This window comes from Bradyrhizobium sp. cir1, assembly GCF_014198245.1.
Lineage (GTDB): Bacteria > Pseudomonadota > Alphaproteobacteria > Rhizobiales > Xanthobacteraceae > Bradyrhizobium.
The window spans coordinates 69039-87264 of record NZ_JACIHE010000002.1 but is presented as its reverse complement, the minus strand read 5'-3'; the positions used below and the strand labels follow the sequence as shown (position 1 = coordinate 87264).

Sequence of the window (18226 nt, the reverse complement as noted above, 5' to 3'; positions counted from 1 at the left end):
TAAGACTGCGAGGCACTGGAGTTCCTGCGTAGTCAGTGTTGCCCGGCTTTTCAACCGGAAAGCATGCCCGCGGTTTTAGGCAAATGCGGCGAAATTGCTCCAGGCGCGGCTCCGAGTCGGCACCCAAAGGATGCGCCAATGCGCCCCGGTCGATGCAGAGTTGCAGGCACCGCAGTCGCGATTGCGTCAAGGCGCTGCCGAACGCCCCAACGCCGGCTGGGCGAGAGCCGATAGCCGGCGCATCAGACGGAAGCTATGATCCGGAGCATCAGCGCTTGGAATCGGAATCGATCCGGCCCGCGCTGGTTTGCCGGTCCGCCCACGCCAAAGCTACCCCGAAAGCGACGAAGATCGCCACGACGACCATCGTCATCAGCAACGCGTCAGCTGGCATCATGCTCCTCCCGGATTGTTTGACGGCATTATTTGCGGCCGGTAGCCGGCGTCATTGATCGGGATCAAAAAGGCCGGCAGCGCTGTGGAAAGCCCGTCAGGCTGCGGCGAGGGCCTCGACGCGCGCCGGGTCGAGCAGGCTGATTCCGCCGTGGATGATCTCGATCGCACCGTGGCGCTCGAGCTTGGTGAAGGTGCGGCTGACGGTTTCGATGGTCAGGCCGAGATAGTCGGCGATGTCCTGGCGACTCATCGGAAGCGGAACCGTGTCGGACGGCCCCTTGAGCGCCAACAGCCGTTCGCGCCAGCCCAGCAGGAACGCCGCGACCTTCTCGTCCGCCGAGCGGCGGCCGAGCAGGACCATATGGTCGCGCGCCTGGCCCAACTCGCGAATGGCCAGCTCGTTGATCCGCCTGAGCAGTTGCGGACGGTCCTCGATGAAACGGCCAAAGGGCGTTTTTGCGAACTGGCAGACGATCACCGCGCCGATTGCATCGGCCGAAAAATTGTGACGGCCGGAAAGATTCATCCCAAGGAAGTCGCCGGGTAACGCGAAACCCACGATCTGCCGCCGGCCGTCGGGCAGCAGCTTGTACAGCCGCATGACGCCGTCAAGGACGTTGTAGAACGAGGTCGTGATGTCCTCCTCGGAAAACACGGTCTCGCCCGAGGAAAAATGGACGCGGCGTCCGAGATGCTCGAACTCCCTGAGTTCGGCCGGATCCAGCGACGAACAGACCGCCGATCCGCGTACGCCACAATCGCTGCAGAAATGCCCGTTCGGCTCAATCATGACCACGGAAGCCTTCATCCACCGCTCCTAGCGCCGGTCCAGCTCTGCCCCCCGGCCGAGTCCGCCACGCGCGGCTGCATTCTACTGCGCCGCCACAAACGCGATTGACCCAGATCAATTTTGGCCTTCCTCCCCCCCTCTATTCTGGCTCGAGAGTTCGACGGGATCCCGCCTTCCATGTTTCAGCATGCGCTCCGCCAGGGCCTGATTGGCCTGCTTCTGATCACGCCTGCGCTCGCAGCCCCTACCGCCGAACAACGCGGCAAGGCCTTTGCACAGACCAATTGCGCGCGCTGCCACGCGATCGACCGCGTCTCCGAGAGCCCGCTCAAGATCGCGCCCCCGCTACGCACCCTGCACCGGCGGTATCCGATCGAGACCCTTGGCGAGGCTCTGGCGGAAGGCATCTACACCGGCCACGCCGACATGCCCGCCTTCGAGCTCAGTCCGGACCAGATCCATGATCTGCTGTCCTACCTGAAAACGCTCGAATAGCCGGCCCCTAAAGCGCGATGAGATTGGGATGAATCATCATCGCGCTTTAGGTTGTTGTTTACGCTGATCTTTCCGGAAAACCGCTTCGCACTTTGCGCTAACGCGGCCCTTCGGGTCCGGATCATGCTTTAGACCGCCTGCACCGTCCAGCCGATCAGCTCCTTGGCGATGCGGGCGAACGCCGCATCGAACGCTGCAACGGCAGCCGCCGGCTCGACCTTGTCGAGCTTCTCGCTGGCCTCAATGATGCGGGACGCGACCACCTTGCCGTTCTTGTCGACGATCCGCGCCGACAGGGCAATCTCGACCCTGGTCTCGCCCTCCGTGGCAATCCGGAAGCGCCTGATGTCGATCAGAAGCTGGTAATCCGCCTGTCCGAGATCGCTCGTGCGCAGCGGCGCGTGAGCGATGTCGTAGTTCTCGAAACTGTCGATCAGCCTCGCCTGCACCAGCTTCGGGATGCTGTCGGCCCACAGGAAATCGGCAAAGCCCGGGTTGTCACCCACGGGAGAGAACAGCATGCGCTGGGTCTGGAGCATCGCGACCGCGGTCGGCTCGGGAATGGCCAGCGACGCCGAGAACGTTTTGCCGGCCGGGCCAAGGTTCTGCGGCGCGCGCAGATCGTAGGTGATCTTCTGTGCCGGCGTCCCACCACCGGTCATCTTCTCGAGACCCGCCAGGATGCCGTCGATCTTGCCGGTGTTGCGCGCGAGCCCGTCGGAGAATGTCTTGAGATTGGCGATGGTGTCCTTCAGCGGACCGGAATTGTCCTCCAGCACGGTGTCGACCCGCCGCAGTGCATCGCGCGCGGCCTGCGTCATGCTCTGGCCTGCGCCGGCCTCGGCGATCAAGGTCAGGGGCTCACCGGATTTGACGACGATCATGCCACCCTCCAGCGTCACCACCGGCACGCCGGTCAGTCCCTGGAAATCGAGCCCGACCCTGGTGTCGGCGCGCACGGGCGTCGTCGAAGCAACCGAGATCGTCGCGTTGACGAAGCGCGGATTGTCCGGCGCGAGCCCGAGCTGAGTCACCTCGCCAACGCGGATGCCGTTGAACAGCACACCGGCGCCGACCAGCAGACCCGGCACCGGTCCCTGGAACTGCACGTGATAGTTCGTACGCGGCCCGATGCCGCCGGTGTTGTTCAGCCAATAGACGAAGCCGAACACCGCGATAATCGCGGCCAGCACGAAGCTGCCGATCAGCACGTAGGGAGCGCGGGTTTCCATGTCTCATCTCATCTCGTGTTGCAGCATCTGCGAGCGCTTGCCGTGGAAATAGGCGCGCACCCAGGGATGCTCGGATTGCAGCAGTTCGCGCATCGGCCCGATTGCGACGATCTTGCCGTCGGCGAGCGCGGCAACGCGGTCGCAGACGGTGGTGAGGCTGGCAAGATCGTGGGTGACCATGAACACGGTCAGCCCCAGGGTCTTTTGCAGGGTCCTGATCAGCGCGTCGAAATCGCCGGCGGCGATCGGATCGAGGCCGGAGGTCGGCTCGTCCAGGAACAGGATCGGCGGATCGAGCGCCAGCGCGCGCGCCAGCGCCACGCGCTTGGTCATGCCGCCCGACAATTCTGCCGGATATTTGTCGGCATCCTGCGCCCGCAATCCGACCATCTCCAGCTTGGCGATCGCGATCTCGTCCATCAGCTCTGGCGACAGGACGAGATTTTCGCGCAGCGGAAACTGGACGTTCTGGCGGACCGTCAGCGAGGAGAACAGCGCGCCCTGCTGGAACAGGATGCCCCAAGCCGTTGCCGCGCCCCGCGTGCGGCCGCCGATCGGCTCTCCCATGACCTCAATGGTGCCGCCCCGGCGCGGGATGAGGCCGATGATGGTCCGCATCAGCACCGACTTGCCGCCGCCGGACGCGCCCACCAGCCCGAGAATCTCGCCCCGGCGCACATCGAGCGACAGATGATCGAGCACGGTCTGGCGGCCGAAACCGACCACGAGGTCGCGAACCCTGATCGCGAACTCTTCCTGGTGTTCGCTCATCGTCACATTCCGATCGAGGCAAAGAAGATCGCGAACAGGCCGTCGAGCACGATCACCAGAAAGATCGACTTCACCACCGACGTCGTCGTCTGCCGCCCGAGCGACTCGGCGCTGCCCTTGACGCGCAAGCCCTCGCTGCAGGCGACGATCCCGATCACCAGCGCCATGAACGGCGCCTTCAGGATGCCGACCTCGAAATGGGTGACGGAAATCGCCTCATGCAGCCGTGCGATGTAGATCGCCGGCCCCATGTCGCCATAGAACTGCGCGACGAGGCCGCCGCCATAGAGCGCGGCAATTGATCCGATGAAGGCCAGGATCGGCAGCGCGATGACCAGAGCCGCAACGCGGGGCAGGATCAGGACGTCGACCGGATCGAGCCCCATGGTCGAGAGAGCATCGATCTCCTCGCGCATCTTCATCGAGCCAAGCTCGGCGGTGTAGGCGCTTCCCGAACGTCCCGCGACCATGATGGCGACGATCAGAACGCCGAGTTCGCGCAGCACCAGGATGCCGACCATGTCGACGGTGTAGGATTCCGCGCCGAACCTGCGGAAGTGGAAGAATCCCTGCTGGGCGATGATGGCGCCGATCAGGAACGTGATCAGAGCGACGATGGGAATCGCCTGCCATCCGATGCGGTAGAGCTGGTAGACCAGTGATGTCAGCCGCAGCGTTTGTGGCCGGCGCAGCACGCCGACGACGGCCATGAACAAGGCGCCAAGCATTTGCAGGAAGATCGTGATGTCCTCCCGCGCGCCGACGGTGGACTTGCCGAGATCGCCAAGCCTGAGCAGAACCGGGTTTGGCGCAGCTGCAGGCGGCGGCGTGTGGCGGTTGACCTGGCGCACCTCGTCCATCAGACCGCTGAAATGGTCGGCGACACCGATGAACTCGGCCGATCTACCGGATGAGGCGGCTCTGCGCGACAGTTTCTCCAGGACCCAGGCGCCGAGAGTATCCAGCGCGCTGATGCCCGACATGTCCAGGGTCACAACTCTTGACCGATCGACCTCGGCTCCGACCGACCGGGACAGAGTTTCGAGCGTCGCCACGTTCGCTGCGGTCCAGGGCCCTTCCGGGCGCAATTTCAACGCATCGCCAGAGGACGTTGCCAGCAACAGCGGTTCGGTGTTCACGCTTCCACCTCATCGGGACAATTGGTCCCCATTCAGCCGCTACTTCTAGGCCAGCGTGTGGCGGCCGGTTTGACCTGTCTCAAGTGGCGGACCTGCCCACGTCTTGACGCAAGTCAAACGCGGTCACGCCGGCGGGCCCTAGGATTCGCTCCATTCAATGGAGACATCAAATCCATGTTCGACAGCGACAGGATGAGCGAAGAATTGCGGACGCTCAAGGTGGACGTCACGCGCCTCTTGAGCACGGCCGGCGAGCAGATGTTCGACAGTTCGAAGGACCGTGCCGAGGCTCTGGCCGATCAGATCAAGGCCGCGCTTGCCGAGCTCGGCGAAACCGTCAGCGACGAGCAGGAGCAGCTTCAAGGCCTCATTGCGGAGCGCCCGATGACGTCGCTCGCCTCGGCTTTCGCGCTCGGCGTGGTCGTCGGCTTCATGCTGAGGAGACACTAGGTGAATAGCGAGAATGTCGTCAAACATCTGCGCCTCTTGTGGCGCACCGACAGGATCATCGCGGACATCAGGCTGCGCCACCTCCTGATGGGCCTCGGCCTGCGCGCCTTTGCGGCGCTGATCGCAGCGTTCGGGCTCTTGATGCTGGAGCTGTCGGCCTATTTCGCGCTGGTCCAGATCTGGAGCGCCATTGCCGCGGCCGCCATTCTCGGCACCGTCAACTTTGCCATCGCGGCGATTCTCTTCGTCATCGCTAGCCGTGCTCCGTCCGGCCGCGACATCGAGCTTGCCAACGAAATTCACGGCGCGTCCATCGAGGCCCTTCAGCTCGAGGCGCGCGCGCTTCAGGCTCAGGTGTCGGGCGCGGTGCATCATCCGCTGAGCACGATCGTGCCGGTGCTGGTGCCTCTGATCGCGATTATCGTCAAGTCTTTGCGAACCACTGCCAAGACAGCTGCCAAGACATCTGCAAAAACATCCGCCGCTGCAAATTCGGCTGAAGCGCGCTCCTGACGGGGGCGCTCAGAGCTTCAGCCGGACGTCGCAGATATCAGGCTCGGTCGGATCCGGCTTGACCTCGAAACCGAGCTGCCGGCACATATCGAGCATCACGGTGTTCTCCTGCAGCACATCGCCCGAGATCACCTTCAGCCCTTCCGACCTCGCGTAGTTGATGATCAGCTGCATCAGGGCCCATCCGAGCCCCCTGCCCTTGAGATCCGACCGCAGCAGGATCGCATATTCGCCGCTCTCGTAGATCGAGTCCGAATGGAGCCGGACGACGCCGACCATCTCGCCGGTCGCCTCGTCGAATGCGATGAAGGCCATGGCGCGCGCATAGTCGAGTTGGGTCAGCCGCGCGATGAATTCGTGAGTGAACTCCTTCATCGGCGCGAAGAAGCGCAGGCGAAGGTCGTGAGGCGTCACGTGACGCAGGAACTCATGGATGGTCGGCTCGTCCTCGGGACGCAACGGCCGCACGAAGATCCGCCAATCGTCCTTGAGCTTGAGACGGCGCTCCCACTGCGAGGGATAGGCCCGAACGGCGAAATTGGCGGGGCCGGAGCCAGCGAATTTCCGCTGCGACCGCCCCACCGCGACACGGGCGTCGACTGCCGTCACGCCGGTCTCATCCGCAAGCAGCGGGTTGATGTCGAACTCGCGAATCTCCGGAATATCGGCCGCCATCTGCGCAAGCTTGACCAGCACCATGGCGACCGCGTCCTGCTTGACGGCAGGCACGTCCCGATAGGCGCGCAGCAGCCGCGAGACCCGCGTGCGATCGATCAAATCGCGGGCGAGTTGCAGATCGAGCGGCGGCAGCGCCAGCGCCTTGTCGTTGATGATCTCCACCGCCGTCCCGCCCCGGCCGAAGACCACGACGGTGCCGAAGGTAGGATCGTCGGCAAGACCGAGGATCAGTTCGCGCGCCTTCGCCTTGACGACCATCGCCTGGACGATGACGCCGCTGATGCGAGCTTCGGGCCGCAGCTTCCTGGCCCGGGCGAGAATATCGGTAGCAGCCGCGCGCACCGCCTCCGGCGTCGTCAGATTGAGCACGACGCCGCCGACATCCGACTTGTGCACGATGTCGCGCGACATGATCTTCAGCACGACGGTCCCGCCTTGTGCAAATATCTCGTTCGCGCAGACCACCGCCTGCTCGACATCACTAGCGGCATAGGTCGGCACCATCGCGATGTCGTAGGCTTCGAGCAGGTTCTTGATCTCGACAGGCTCGAGCCATTTGCGGCCGTCGGCGATGGCTGCGGCAACGATCTGTCTGGCGCCCTGGGCATCGGGTACAAACGTGTCGGGCATCGCGGGAGGAACCTGGCTCAGTTCCTCGACGACTTCGCGATGCCGGACCAGATGCATGAAGCCACGCACCGCATCGTCCTCGGTCGGGTAGTTCGGAATGCCCGCGCCGGAAAGCGTCTGAATGATCGGCTGATCGGCCCCGACCCATGCGGCTAGCACGGGCCTTGCCCAACTGCGGTGCCGCTCGCGATATTTGGCGACGAGATCCGTTACGGTCGTCGCGATGTCGGCAGCCGAGGCGATCGCTGTTTGCACATTGAGCACGAGAACTGCGTCATTGTCGGAATCGGCCAGCAGCGCCTCGAGCGCAGCCGCGTAGCGCGATGCATCGGCATCGCCGACGATGTCGACGGGATTGCCGCCGGACCAGGTCGACGGCAGCACGTCGTCGAGTTTCTTGCGAGTGTCCGCCGAGATCGAAGCCGGAATCCCGCCAAGCTCGACCAAACGATCGACGGCGAGGACGCCGATGCCGCCGCCATTGGTAAGGATGGCCAGTCGCTTTCCAGTCGGCGATTCGACGCGGCCGAGCGTCTCGGCGCAGTCGAACAGCTCGCGCAGATCGGAGACCCGCAGGATACCCGCACGGCGGAACGCCGCATCATAGACGGCGTCGGCGCCCGCGAGCGCGCCCGTATGGGTCGCGGCTGCCTTCGCTCCTTGCGCCATGCGGCCGGACTTCACCACGACGACCGGCTTGACGCGCGCCGCGGTGCGGGCCGCCGACATGAACTTGCGCGCATCCTTGATGGCCTCAATATAGAGCAGGATCGCGCGGGTCTTGTGATCCATCGCGAAATAGTCGAGCAGGTCGGCAAGGTCAACGTCGATCTGGTCACCGATCGAGACGATGCCGGAGAAGCCGACGCCGCGCTGCGCGGCCCAATCAACCATGCCGGCGGCGATCGCGCCGGATTGCGAAATCAGCGCGAGATTTCCCGCCCCCGGCATGTGCGCGGCAAAACTCGCGTTGAGGCTCACACCAGGCATCATGATGCCAAGGCAATTCGGCCCGATCAGCCGCATGCCGTATTTGCGGGCCGCCGCGATTGCGGCCTCCAGCAGCGATCCCGGCCCATGGCCTAATCCGGCCGAGACGATCAGCGCGCCTGCCGAGCCGCGCCGCCCGGCCTGGTCGATGATGCCGGGAATCTCTCGCGCCGGCGCGGTGATGACCACCAGCTCGGGCACGAATTCCAGCCTGTCCAGGCTGGATACCGCAGCAACACCGCCGATTTCCGCATGGCGCGGATTCACCAGGCCGAACTGTCCCTTGAAGTCGGCCTTGTGAATGTTTTCCAGAACGGCACGTCCCACAGAGACCGGGCGGGCGCTAGCCCCGACAAGCGCGACTGAACGCGGCGACAGCAGATTCTTCAGGCGATAGGTTGACATGAAAGCAAATGCACCCGGTCGGGGGCGGTTCCGATGGTCGAGAGATCAGGCCGGAAACGAGCGGCTAGCCTAGTGCGAGATCATAACCCAGCACGGTGGCTGGCCAATGACAGTCTTTGTCACACCGCCCCAAACGATCTCGTTCAGGCGTGAATGATGGTAGGCTCCCATCACGATCGCATCAATGGCATTGGAATTCGCCCAGCTGCCGAGCACCTTGCCGATCGAGCTGCCGCCGCCCTTCGCCGTTTCGAACGAGGCGTAGACACCGTGTTCCCTCAAATGCTCGACGAGCGAGGTTCCGGATTGCACGATCTCGTCAGTCTTGTCGTCCGCCACAGTCACCACGCGGACCGAGGCCGCAGCCTGAAGGATAGGCATCGCGTCGCCAACTGCGCGCGCCGCGCGCGCGGAGTGATCCCAGGCGATCATGACGTTCTCGAATTCCGGTCGCAGCACCTCCACATGCTGTTCCGGGCACAGCAACAGCGGTCGGCCGGATTCGAACAGGAACGTCTCGATGATGTGCTCCGTTCGGCTGTCATGCGGCTTCACGGGGACTAGGGTGAGATCGCTGAAACGCGCATGTTCGGCCAGGATCGGCGCGATCTGGTCCGCTGGCACCTTGCCCGACCGGCTTTGGGTCCGAATGTTGGCACGAGATGCCGCACCGGTGAAGGCATCCAGCAGACGTTGCATATCGCCCGCTGCAGGAGCCCCCTTTGCATCGGCGGCGTCGAAATCGTCGGGGAGCAGCACCTTTGGTCGTACGAAGAGATCTTCCTCGAGCGCAAGCGCGGTGATCCTGGCACCGAGATCGGCGGCGACGGAAACGCATTTCTCGATCGCTGCGAGGGTCGGTCCACGCGGCTGGCCGACAAGCGGCAGAAAGACGTCCTTGATGGGCATCGGAATTCTCCTTAGTTGCCAGAATAGGCCGGCTTTCGTCAGGATGCTTGATCCTCGTCAAGCCTCGGGAACTGCCCGACCGGGCGAGGACGGGCATTGACGGAAGTCAAGGACTGGCCGCGCGCTGCCATTCTATGGATAGTTCGATCGGAGCGGTCCGCCCCGGAGAGACTGATGCGTGCGATGGTGTTGGCGGCCCCGCGAGCGCGGCTCCGAATGGAGGAGCGCCCCGATCCAATCCCCGGCGAAGGCCAGATCCGGGTCAGGGTCAGCGCTTGCGGCGTCTGCCGGACCGATCTTCATGTCGTCGACGCCGAACTGCCCGACATCCGCTATCCCATCGTGCCCGGCCATGAAATCGTCGGCCGCGTCGATCTCATCGGCCCCAATGTCGCAACGCATGCGCTGGGCGACCGGGTCGGCATTCCCTGGCTCGGGTTCACCTGCGGAAACTGCCGGTTCTGCCGGGAGGGCATGGAGAACCTCTGCGACCGCCCGCTCTTCACCGGCTATACACGGGACGGTGGCTATGCCACGCACGTGGTCGCCGACGCGCGCTACGCCTTTCCGCTCGGCGAAGCCGGCGACGACGTGGCTCTCGCCCCTCTGCTGTGTGCAGGCCTGATCGGCTGGCGTTCGCTGATTCTGGCCGGCGAGGCCGAGCGGCTCGGCATCTACGGCTTCGGCGCCGCCGGCCACATCGTCGCGCAAGTCGCAGTCTGGCAGGGGCGCTCGGTCCATGCGTTTACGCGGCGTGGAGATGCGGCTGCACAGGATCTCGCGCGCCGGCTCGGCGCCGTCTGGGCCGGCGCTTCGGACGAGACGCCGGACACGCCGCTCGACGCCGCCATCATCTACGCCCCCGCCGGCGAACTCGTGCCGGCCGCATTGCGCGCCGTTCGCAAGGGCGGCCGCGTCGTTTGCGCCGGCATCCATATGAGCGACATTCCGAGCTTCCCGTATGATCTGCTCTGGCAGGAACGACAGTTGATCTCCGTTGCCAATCTCACGCGACAGGACGGTCTCGATTTTCTAAGCATCGCCCCGCAAGCCGGCGTACACACGGAGACGACCGCATTTCCACTCGATCAGGCCAATGAAGTCCTGGACATGCTGCGGAATGGACAAATTCTAGGCGCAGCCGTGCTGAAGCCCTGACCGCATCTTGGGACACCAGCTTCGATGACAGACGAAACGGCTGCCCAGGAACGGATCTTCGCGGCGCTCTGCGCCCATCCCGGCGTGACGCGGATCGATACGCATGCCGCTTCGGTCTTTCTCGACGGGCCGCGGGCGCTGAAGATCAAGCGAGCCGTGCGGTTTCCGTTCCTCGACTATTCGACGCTCGAAAAACGCAAGGCGGCCTGCGAGGAAGAGATCAGGATCAACCGGCCGCTGGCGCCGCAGATCTATCATCGCGTCGTGGCGATCACCGAGGAGACCGACGGATCGCTGAAGGTCGACGGCAGCGGCCGGCCGCTCGAGTATGCGGTCGACATGTCCCGCTTCGACGAAAGCCGGACGCTGGATCATCTGGCGAAGGCCGGCCCGCTCGATGCGAGCCTCGCCTCGGCAACCGCTGACGCCATCGCGGCTTCGCATGCGGCAGCGCCCCGCGCCGACGGCAAGGCATGGGTTTCCTCGATCCCCGGCCTCATCAAGGCAAACAGCAACGGCCTGCGGGAGGGCAACCATCTCTCAGCCGAGGCGATCGAGCAGCTCGGCACGGCCTCGCACGCGATGTTCCTGCGCCTGCGGCCGCTGCTCGACGAACGCGGCCGACAGGGCTTCGTGCGCCGCTGCCATGGCGACCTGCATCTTGCGAACATCGTCTTGATCAGTGAACAGCCCATCCTGTTCGATGCCATCGAGTTCGATGCGCAGATGGCAACCGTCGACGTGCTCTACGACCTCGCATTCGTGCTGATGGACCTGCTGAGCCATGACCAGGCCGCGGCAGCCAATATCGTGCTGAACCAGTACCTGACCACGACGTCCGTCGAAACTCTCGACGCGCTGGCCGCCCTGCCGCTGTTCATGTCCGTTCGCGCGGCAATCCGTGCGCAGGTCGCATTGGCGCGGCTGACGCGGCCCGATGCGGACCGGAGCGGAATTCTCGACGAAGCACGTCGTTATTTCGACCTCGCCCGGGCGCTGATCGCTCCCCCCGCCCCGCGCCTGATTGCGGTCGGCGGATTATCAGGCACCGGCAAATCCGTCCTCGCCCGCGCCCTAGCGCCCCACATCGCGCCGCAGCCGGGAGCGGTCGTGCTGCGCAGCGACATCGTTCGCAAGCAGCTGTTTCAGGTGGGACACACCGACCGCCTGCCACCGTCCACTTACCGGCCTGAGGTCACGGCACGCGTCTACGAGATGCTGGCGCAGCGCGCCCGGCAGGCGCTGGCGCAAGGCCATTCCGTCATCGTCGATGCCGTCTTTGCACGCGAGTCCGAACGGGACCAACTGGCCGCCCTGGGGCGCGAATGCAACGTGCCGTTGAGCGGACTATTCCTCGTTGCCGACCTCGCGACCCGTCAGGCCCGCATCGGCGGCCGTCACGGCGATGCCTCCGACGCCACGCAAGAGATTGCTGCGCAGCAAGAGCACTATAATATCGGTCACGTCGGTTGGGCGACCATCGATGCATCCGGCACGCAGGAGCAGACGCTTCAGAGCTGCCGGGACGCGATCGCAAGGCAGGCAAGGCAATCTGATTGACGCGGGCAAGGATGTCGCGACCCACCACGAGTTCGACCGCGCCCGCCAAGCCGGCGACGCGGCGCAATGTCCTGCCCGGCCGCCTCAGCCCCGGCATGGCCTGCGATACCGCATTCCGGATCATCGCCCGCCGCCATCTCGATGCCGTCCTCGCCCAGCATGACGGCACCTGCTGCGGCGACCCCGAGGCGCTGCATCAGATCCGGATCGCGCTGACGCATCTGCGCACCGCCATCCGCTTCTTTTCCCCCATGGTCGATGACGGGCTGCGGCCAAACGTCTGGGCCGAGCTGAAATGGCTGAATAGCCAGCTGGGCATGGTGCGCGACCTCGATGTCGCGATCGATCGGGTCATCGCCGAGAGCGGCGGGGAGCTTGATGTGGTCGCCGAGCTCCAGCACTGGGACGAGAAACGCGCCGAGAGCCACCGCCTGCTGACGCGCGCATTGCAATCCGCTCGCTTTCGGCGCCTGTCCGAGCAGACCTCGGCCTGGATCGAGAGCGGCCCCTGGTCGACCCGGCGCAGCAAGGAGGCGGTCAGGCTGCGCCGGTGCCCGCTGGCCGACCACGCGACGGCCCGCCTGACCGAGTGGGAAGAGACGCTGCTCAGGAAGGCCCGGAAGCTGCGCAAGCTTGACGTCGAGAAGCGTCACAAGCTGCGGCTTCTCAACAAGCGGATGACCTATTCGGTCGAGTCGCTCGCGGACCTGTTCGCCGACGAATCCTTGACCAAGCAGAAGTCGATCCTCAAGCAATTGAGGAAGGCGCAGAAATCCCTTGGACAATTGAACGATGATGTGCGTGGACAAACGCTGGCGGCGTCATTGAACGAGGCCGTCCCCGAGGCAGGCATTCGCTTCCTCGACCGCAAGCGGGAAAGGAAGCTGCTGCGAGCCGCCGCGAAAGCCTACCGGAAACTGGACAAGGCCAAGCCGTTCCGCTCGTCAGACCTTGCGCCGAACTCGGAGCCCAAGGATTAGAGCGTTTTCGAGCGACGTGGACACCGGTTCGCGTGAAGAAAAGGCGTCAAGATAGAAATCTAGACCCGTTCCGATTCAATCGGAACGGAAATGGCTCTAGACTAGCTGTGGACGTAGTCGCCCGGCGCGTCGGGCAGGCCGTCAATGTCTCCGCCCCCGATCGACGGTGGCTCGCAAGGCGCGCCCGAACGCGCCGCCAGCCATTGGGTCCATTCAGGCCACCACGAGCCCTCGACGTGCGGCGCCAGCCTCAGCCACTCCTCCGGACCGACATAAGGCGCGTCCGCGGCCTTGGTCTTGACCTGATAGTTGTGCCAGGACTCGCCAGGAGGCGCGACGACGCCGGCATTGTGACCGCCGCTGGTCAACACGAACGTCACGTCGGCGTCGACCTGGTAATGGATCTTGTAGACGGATCGCCACGGCGCGACATGGTCGGCGAGCGTGCCGACCACGAACATCGGCGTGTGAATGTCGGACAGCGAGATGCTCCTGCATTCGACGCGATAGCGACCTTCGGCCAGATCGTTGTCGAGGAACAGCTCGCGCAAATACTCCGAGTGCATGCGATAGGGCAGCCGAGTGGCGTCGGCATTCCAGGCCATCAGGTCGCTCGGCGGAGAGCCCTCGCCCATCAGATAGTCACGCGAGAGCCGCGACCAGATCAGCTCGTTGGAGCGCAGCAGCTGGAACGCGCCGGCCATCTGCGTCGTGTCGAGATAGCCGCGCTGCCACATCATGTCTTCGAGGAAGGCGACCTGGCTCTCGTTGATGAAGAGCGTCAATTCGCCGGCCTCCGTGAAATCGGTTTGCGCGGCGAGCAGCGTGATGGTGCCGAGACGGCTATCGCCGTCGCGTCCCATGGCGGCAGCGGCGATCGACAGCAAAGTGCCTCCCAGACAGTAGCCGAGCGCGTGGATCTTCCGGCCCGGCACGATCTGACCGATCATGTCCAATGCGGCCATCACACCCAGCTTGCGATAGTCGTCGAAGGCCACATCCCGGTCGTTCTCATCCGGATTGCGCCAGGAGATCGCGAAGACGGTGAAGCCTTGACCGGTCAGATATTTGACCAGGGAATTCTGCGGCGACAGATCGAGGATGTAGTACTTCATGATCCAGGCCGGCACGATCAGAATCGGCTCCGGCCGCACCTGCGCGGTCGTCGGATGGTACTGGATCAGCTCGATCAGGCCGTTGCGGTAGACGACCTTGCCGGGCGAGGCCGCCACCGTCTTGCCGACGACAAACTGATCGTCGCCCACCGGCTTCGAGCTGGAGAGCAGGCGCGTCAGGTCGCTGCACCAGTTTTGCCAGCCGAACACAAAATTCTCTCCGCCGCTCTGGAACGCTTTTTCCAGAACCTGCGGATTGGTGGCTGCGAAGTTGGAGGGCGCCAGCATGTCGAGCATCTGGCGCATCGAGAACTCGACGATGGCTTCATTTGCGTGGGACACGCCGCGTATGCCGGTCGTGGCATCGTGCCACCAGCGCTCGCTGAGCAGAAACGCCTGCGCAAACAGGTTGAACGGCGCGGCTTCCCATTGCCGATCGTTGAAGCGACGATCCCGCTCCTGCGGTCGAATGACGGACCACGGCTCTTGCGACGTCGCGTGCGCGGCGGCTTCCAGGAGTCGTCCGCTATCGCGAAAAATATTGCGGGAAAGCTCCATCTGGTGCTGCGGCGCCGCAGCAAGATGCGCGCCCCAATCGAGCCAGGCGAGCGACAAGGCCACGGGCGAAATCCCGCCGGTGAACCGCGCCAGCATGGCATGATACGCGCGATCGAGCGGATACGAATCTGATTCGGTCGGGCAATTGCAGATATCCGGCGTCCCTGCGGCCTTTTTGGGAATCGCGGCAGAAACCTCTGCAACCGGCTCGGCGGAGGGAGCTTGCAGCGGCGCTTCGGCCCGTGGAAATATCTTCACGACGCTCATGGTTCATTGTTCCTGCGGGCTTCTGGTTCTACGCTTATAGCAGGATATGGCGACGCTTCCGCTGCGCGTTGAGCTGCATCAAATGCGAGCACGGATCACAATTGCTCAATCAGGGCAAAAACGGCTTTGTCCGCTTGACCTGGGTCAAACTGTACCGCGACGCTCGGGCTAGGTTTTGCGCATTGAAATTCGACATGCCAGCGGAGTCTTCCATGCGCGCCCATCAGATCATGACCCGGTCGGTCATCTCGGTCACCCCCGACACCAGCATCGTGGAGGCGGCGAACATCATGCTGAAGCGGCACGTCAGCGGCCTCACGGTCGTGGACGATGCCGGCAAGCTGGTCGGCGTCGTCTCGGAAGGAGATTTCATCCGCCGCAGCGAAATCGGCACCGGACGCAAGCGGGGTCGCTGGTTGCGGTTCATCCTGGGCACGGGACAGTCGGCCAGCGACTTCGTCCACGAACACGGCCGCAAGGTTTCGGAGGTGATGACCGCCTCGCCCGTGACCATCACCGAGGATACCGCACTTGCCGAGATCGTCGATCTCATGGAGCGGAACAACGTGAAGCGCCTGCCGGTGGTGCGCGGTGACATAGTCGTCGGGATCGTGTCCCGCGCCAATCTGCTGCAGGCGGTTGCGGGGCTCGCCCGGGACGTGCCGGATCCGACGGCCGATGACGATCACATTCGCAGCCGCATCATCGATACCATGGAGAAGAACGACTGGTGCCCGTTCGGCCTCAACGTCATCGTCCGCGATGGCATCGTTCACCTCAGCGGCGTCATCACCGAAGAGCGTGCGCGGCAGGCTGCTGTCGTCGCAGCGGAGAACGTCGAAGGCGTGAAGAAGGTCCACGACCATCTGTGCTGGGTCGACACCATGTCCGGCGTCTATCTGAACTCACCTGAAGACGACGATCTCGCCAAGGCAAGCTGACAAAGCGAACTGAAGCGCGGCTCAGCGAGGAATGACGGCGGTCGCCTCGATCTCGACGCGAGCCGCCTTCTCGACCAGCCGCACGACCTGGACCAGCGCCATCGCCGGATAATGCGCACCGAAGACGGCGCGGTAGACCCTGCCGAGTTCCTTCAGGTTCGCCAGGTATTCGTCCATGTCAACGACGTACCAGGTCAGGCGCACCAGGTGTTCGGGGCGTGCGCCGGCCTCATTCAGGATCGCGGCGATGTTGCTCAGGGTCTGGTGAACCTGCGCGACGAATCCGTCGGCGAGCCGTTCATCGGCATCCCAGCCGATCACGCCACCGGTGACGACGATCCGCCCTTCGGCAGCGATGCCGTTGGCATAGCCTTTCGGCACCCGCCAGCCGGACGGCTGGAGGATCTGCGCCACCGAACCCGTGTCACTCTCGTCGGCGGTCGGCAGCACCGCAAGCTGCGGGCCTTTCGGCGTCGTCACGGACAATTCTCTATCCTTCTCTCATTCCGCCGCGACACCCGAGGACGTCGCTGCGGCCTGCGCGAGCTGTCGCAGGGCAAAACGTTTCAACTTGCCGGTCTCGGTCTTCGGCAACTGCGTCACAAACTCGATTGCGCGCGGATATTTGTACGGCGCGATCTCGCGTTTGACATGCTCCTGCAACTCGGCTGCGAGCTGAGCATCTGGCGTCACGCCGGGCGCGGCGATGACATAGGCCTTGACGATCATCCCGCGCGCCTCGTCCGGCGCCCCAACCACACCGCACTCAACGACAGAAGGGTGCGTCAGCAGCGCCGCCTCGACGTCGGTGCCCGCGATGTTGTAGCCGGCCGACACGATCATGTCGTCGGAGCGGGACTGGTACCAGAAATAACCGTCACTATCCATCAGATAGGTATCGCCGGTGATGTTCCAGCCATCCCGGACGTATTTGCGCTGCCGCTCGTCAGCGAGATAGCGGCAACCGGTCGGCCCGCGCACGGCGAGCTTCCCCATCGTGCCCGGCGGCACGTCATTGCCGGCATCATCGACGATCTTGGCCTCATAGCCCGGCACCGGCTTGCCCGTCGCGCCCGGGCGGATCTCATCCTCGGTCGCGCTGATGAAGATGTGCAGCATCTCGGTCGAGCCGATCCCGTCCATCAGCTTGATGCCGGTTGCCTTGAGCCAGGCATCGAATGTCGGCTTTGGCAGCGTCTCACCGGCCGAGACGCACTTCCGAAGCGAGGAAATGTCGCGTCCCCCAAGCTTGCCGATCATGGCGCGATAGGCGGTCGGCGCGGTGAAGCAGACTGTGGTCTTGTACTGCTCGATCGCCGTCAGGATGTCGTCCGGCGTCGTCTTCTCCAGCACCACGAAAGAGGCGCCGATGTGCATCGGAAACAGCACGCCGCCGAAGCCGAAGGTGAAGGCGAGCGGCGCCGAGCCGACGAAGCGATCCTTCTGCTCGGCCCGCAGGATGTTGCGCGCGTAGCCATCGCAGACGGCCAGCATGTCGCGGTGGAAATGCATGGTGCCCTTGGGATCGCCTGTTGTGCCCGATGTGAAGGCGATCAGGCAGATGTCGTCGGATGCGGTATCGACGGCCGTGAATTCGGGACTGGCATCGGCGATCAGCGCCTCGAGCGAGTCGGGCGCGCCATTGCCCCAATAGACGACCCGCTTGAGACCGGGCGCAGCTAGCTTCGCCTTCTCCATCTCGTCGGCGAGCTTTCCGTCGCAGAGCGCCAGCGTGATCTCCGACTTCTGGATCGGATAGGACAGCTCCTTGGCGCGCAGCAGCGGCATCGTCGCCACGCAAATTCCGCCGGCCTTGATCACAGCGAGGTAAGTCGCGACCATCATCGGATTGTTGGCCGAACGCAGCAGCACGCGCCCGCCGGCGACGAGGCCCAGCTTGCCGACCAGCACATTGGCGATGCGGTTCACGAGCGCCTGCAGCTCGCGATAGGTGTAGCTCACGGCGGGGCTGATGACGCAAGGCGCATCGCCATGACCCTGCTCCACCCACCGGTCGAGAAAATAACTGACGCAGTTCAACCGCGGCGGATAGTGCAGCTCCGGCCGCGAGAAGATGAATTCGGGCCAGAGCTCGCGCGGCGGCAGATGCTGCCGCGCAAATGTATCGACATGGGCCGTCGCGGCGTTGCCGTCATACGGGCCCGACGCTTGAACCTTGGCAGCGTTGGCCATCGCACGCTCCTTTGCGCATGGAAAGCACCCGGCAGCACTATCTGGGAAACATTTTA

General features: G+C 64.2%; 17 protein-coding genes. 7 read left to right on the top strand and 10 right to left on the bottom strand.

The features are described 5' to 3' along the window. Positions 1-268: 268 nt before the first annotated feature. Complete coding sequence (locus GGD63_RS40560) at positions 269-397, bottom strand: hypothetical protein (RefSeq protein ID WP_283811937.1); 129 nt, start codon at positions 395-397, stop codon at positions 269-271. Between the two features lie 93 nt (positions 398-490). Beyond that, positions 491-1204: a Crp/Fnr family transcriptional regulator gene (locus tag GGD63_RS04940; protein WP_183239785.1), complete on the bottom strand. Its 714-nt coding sequence runs from the start codon at positions 1202-1204 to the stop codon at positions 491-493. Between the two features lie 159 nt (positions 1205-1363). On the opposite strand from GGD63_RS04940, the gene GGD63_RS04935 reads away from it, so the two are divergent. Continuing rightward, positions 1364-1681, top strand: coding sequence for a cytochrome c (locus GGD63_RS04935; protein WP_183239784.1), 318 nt, complete (start codon positions 1364-1366; stop codon positions 1679-1681). A 128-nt stretch (positions 1682-1809) separates the two neighbouring features. Here GGD63_RS04935 and GGD63_RS04930 read toward each other — a convergent pair whose 3' ends face one another. The 3 genes from GGD63_RS04930 to GGD63_RS04920 are packed head-to-tail and all read right to left on the bottom strand — an operon-like array spanning position 1810 to position 4823. Continuing rightward, a complete protein-coding gene (locus GGD63_RS04930) occupies positions 1810-2913 on the bottom strand; it encodes an ABC-type transport auxiliary lipoprotein family protein (RefSeq protein WP_183239783.1) in 1104 nt (367 codons plus the stop codon). Between the two features lie 3 nt (positions 2914-2916). Then, positions 2917-3684, bottom strand: coding sequence for an ABC transporter ATP-binding protein (locus tag GGD63_RS04925; protein WP_183239782.1), 768 nt, complete (start codon positions 3682-3684; stop codon positions 2917-2919). 2 nt (positions 3685-3686) lie between these two features. Further along, positions 3687-4823, bottom strand: a complete 1137-nt coding sequence (locus tag GGD63_RS04920; RefSeq protein ID WP_183239781.1) for an ABC transporter permease — start codon at positions 4821-4823, stop codon at positions 3687-3689. 174 nt (positions 4824-4997) lie between these two features. Between GGD63_RS04920 and GGD63_RS04915 the strand changes: the two genes are divergently transcribed. Together GGD63_RS04915 and GGD63_RS04910 are read left to right on the top strand one after the other, a co-directional pair. Beyond that, the gene (locus GGD63_RS04915; RefSeq protein ID WP_183239780.1) at positions 4998-5273 is read left to right on the top strand and encodes a hypothetical protein; all 276 of its coding nucleotides are present in this window, start codon (positions 4998-5000) and stop codon (positions 5271-5273) included. Next, the gene (locus tag GGD63_RS04910) at positions 5274-5786 is read left to right on the top strand and encodes a phage holin family protein (protein WP_183239779.1); all 513 of its coding nucleotides are present in this window, start codon (positions 5274-5276) and stop codon (positions 5784-5786) included. Positions 5787-5795: 9 nt separating this feature from the next. Here the strand turns inward: GGD63_RS04910 and GGD63_RS04905 are convergent, their stop codons facing one another. Next, complete coding sequence (locus GGD63_RS04905; RefSeq protein ID WP_183239778.1) at positions 5796-8489, bottom strand: bifunctional acetate--CoA ligase family protein/GNAT family N-acetyltransferase; 2694 nt, start codon at positions 8487-8489, stop codon at positions 5796-5798. A gap of 69 nt (positions 8490-8558) precedes the next feature. Beyond that, complete coding sequence (locus GGD63_RS04900; RefSeq protein WP_183239777.1) at positions 8559-9398, bottom strand: universal stress protein; 840 nt, start codon at positions 9396-9398, stop codon at positions 8559-8561. A gap of 174 nt (positions 9399-9572) precedes the next feature. Here GGD63_RS04900 and GGD63_RS04895 point away from each other — a divergent pair, with 174 nt between their 5' ends. From GGD63_RS04895 to GGD63_RS04885, 3 genes are read left to right on the top strand one after another with little or no spacing between them, the layout of a single operon-like run. Continuing rightward, complete coding sequence (locus tag GGD63_RS04895) at positions 9573-10556, top strand: zinc-dependent alcohol dehydrogenase family protein (RefSeq protein ID WP_183239776.1); 984 nt, start codon at positions 9573-9575, stop codon at positions 10554-10556. Between the two features lie 24 nt (positions 10557-10580). After that, a complete protein-coding gene (locus tag GGD63_RS04890; protein WP_183239775.1) occupies positions 10581-12116 on the top strand; it encodes a bifunctional aminoglycoside phosphotransferase/ATP-binding protein in 1536 nt (511 codons plus the stop codon). 11 nt (positions 12117-12127) lie between these two features. Continuing rightward, complete coding sequence (locus tag GGD63_RS04885; protein ID WP_183239774.1) at positions 12128-13096, top strand: CHAD domain-containing protein; 969 nt, start codon at positions 12128-12130, stop codon at positions 13094-13096. 101 nt (positions 13097-13197) lie between these two features. Here GGD63_RS04885 and GGD63_RS04880 read toward each other — a convergent pair whose 3' ends face one another. Continuing rightward, positions 13198-15036, bottom strand: a complete 1839-nt coding sequence (locus tag GGD63_RS04880; protein WP_183239773.1) for an alpha/beta hydrolase — start codon at positions 15034-15036, stop codon at positions 13198-13200. Positions 15037-15248: 212 nt separating this feature from the next. On the opposite strand from GGD63_RS04880, the gene GGD63_RS04875 reads away from it, so the two are divergent. Then, the gene (locus GGD63_RS04875) at positions 15249-15977 is read left to right on the top strand and encodes a CBS domain-containing protein (protein WP_183239772.1); all 729 of its coding nucleotides are present in this window, start codon (positions 15249-15251) and stop codon (positions 15975-15977) included. Positions 15978-15998: 21 nt separating this feature from the next. On the opposite strand, the gene GGD63_RS04870 is transcribed toward GGD63_RS04875, so the two are convergent. Together GGD63_RS04870 and GGD63_RS04865 are read right to left on the bottom strand one after the other, a co-directional pair. Further along, complete coding sequence (locus GGD63_RS04870) at positions 15999-16457, bottom strand: RidA family protein (protein ID WP_409334041.1); 459 nt, start codon at positions 16455-16457, stop codon at positions 15999-16001. 21 nt (positions 16458-16478) lie between these two features. Further along, positions 16479-18170, bottom strand: a complete 1692-nt coding sequence (locus GGD63_RS04865; protein WP_183239770.1) for a benzoate-CoA ligase family protein — start codon at positions 18168-18170, stop codon at positions 16479-16481. Positions 18171-18226 lie beyond the last annotated feature (56 nt).

Bases quoted from the DNA above. Each gene is read 5' to 3' on its own strand.
- GGD63_RS40560 (WP_283811937.1), bottom strand. From the start codon at position 397: ATGATGCCAGCTGACGCGTTGCTGATGACGATGGTCGTCGTGGCGATC.
- GGD63_RS04940 (WP_183239785.1), bottom strand. From the start codon at position 1,204: ATGAAGGCTTCCGTGGTCATGATTGAGCCGAACGGGCATTTCTGCAGC.
- GGD63_RS04935 (WP_183239784.1), top strand. From the start codon at position 1,364: ATGTTTCAGCATGCGCTCCGCCAGGGCCTGATTGGCCTGCTTCTGATC.
- GGD63_RS04930 (WP_183239783.1), bottom strand. From the start codon at position 2,913: ATGGAAACCCGCGCTCCCTACGTGCTGATCGGCAGCTTCGTGCTGGCC.
- GGD63_RS04925 (WP_183239782.1), bottom strand. From the start codon at position 3,684: ATGAGCGAACACCAGGAAGAGTTCGCGATCAGGGTTCGCGACCTCGTG.
- GGD63_RS04915 (WP_183239780.1), top strand. From the start codon at position 4,998: ATGTTCGACAGCGACAGGATGAGCGAAGAATTGCGGACGCTCAAGGTG.
- GGD63_RS04905 (WP_183239778.1), bottom strand. From the start codon at position 8,489: ATGTCAACCTATCGCCTGAAGAATCTGCTGTCGCCGCGTTCAGTCGCG.
- GGD63_RS04900 (WP_183239777.1), bottom strand. From the start codon at position 9,398: ATGCCCATCAAGGACGTCTTTCTGCCGCTTGTCGGCCAGCCGCGTGGA.
- GGD63_RS04895 (WP_183239776.1), top strand. From the start codon at position 9,573: ATGCGTGCGATGGTGTTGGCGGCCCCGCGAGCGCGGCTCCGAATGGAG.
- GGD63_RS04890 (WP_183239775.1), top strand. From the start codon at position 10,581: ATGACAGACGAAACGGCTGCCCAGGAACGGATCTTCGCGGCGCTCTGC.
- GGD63_RS04885 (WP_183239774.1), top strand. From the start codon at position 12,128: ATGTCGCGACCCACCACGAGTTCGACCGCGCCCGCCAAGCCGGCGACG.
- GGD63_RS04880 (WP_183239773.1), bottom strand. From the start codon at position 15,036: ATGAGCGTCGTGAAGATATTTCCACGGGCCGAAGCGCCGCTGCAAGCT.
- GGD63_RS04875 (WP_183239772.1), top strand. From the start codon at position 15,249: ATGCGCGCCCATCAGATCATGACCCGGTCGGTCATCTCGGTCACCCCC.
- GGD63_RS04865 (WP_183239770.1), bottom strand. From the start codon at position 18,170: ATGGCCAACGCTGCCAAGGTTCAAGCGTCGGGCCCGTATGACGGCAAC.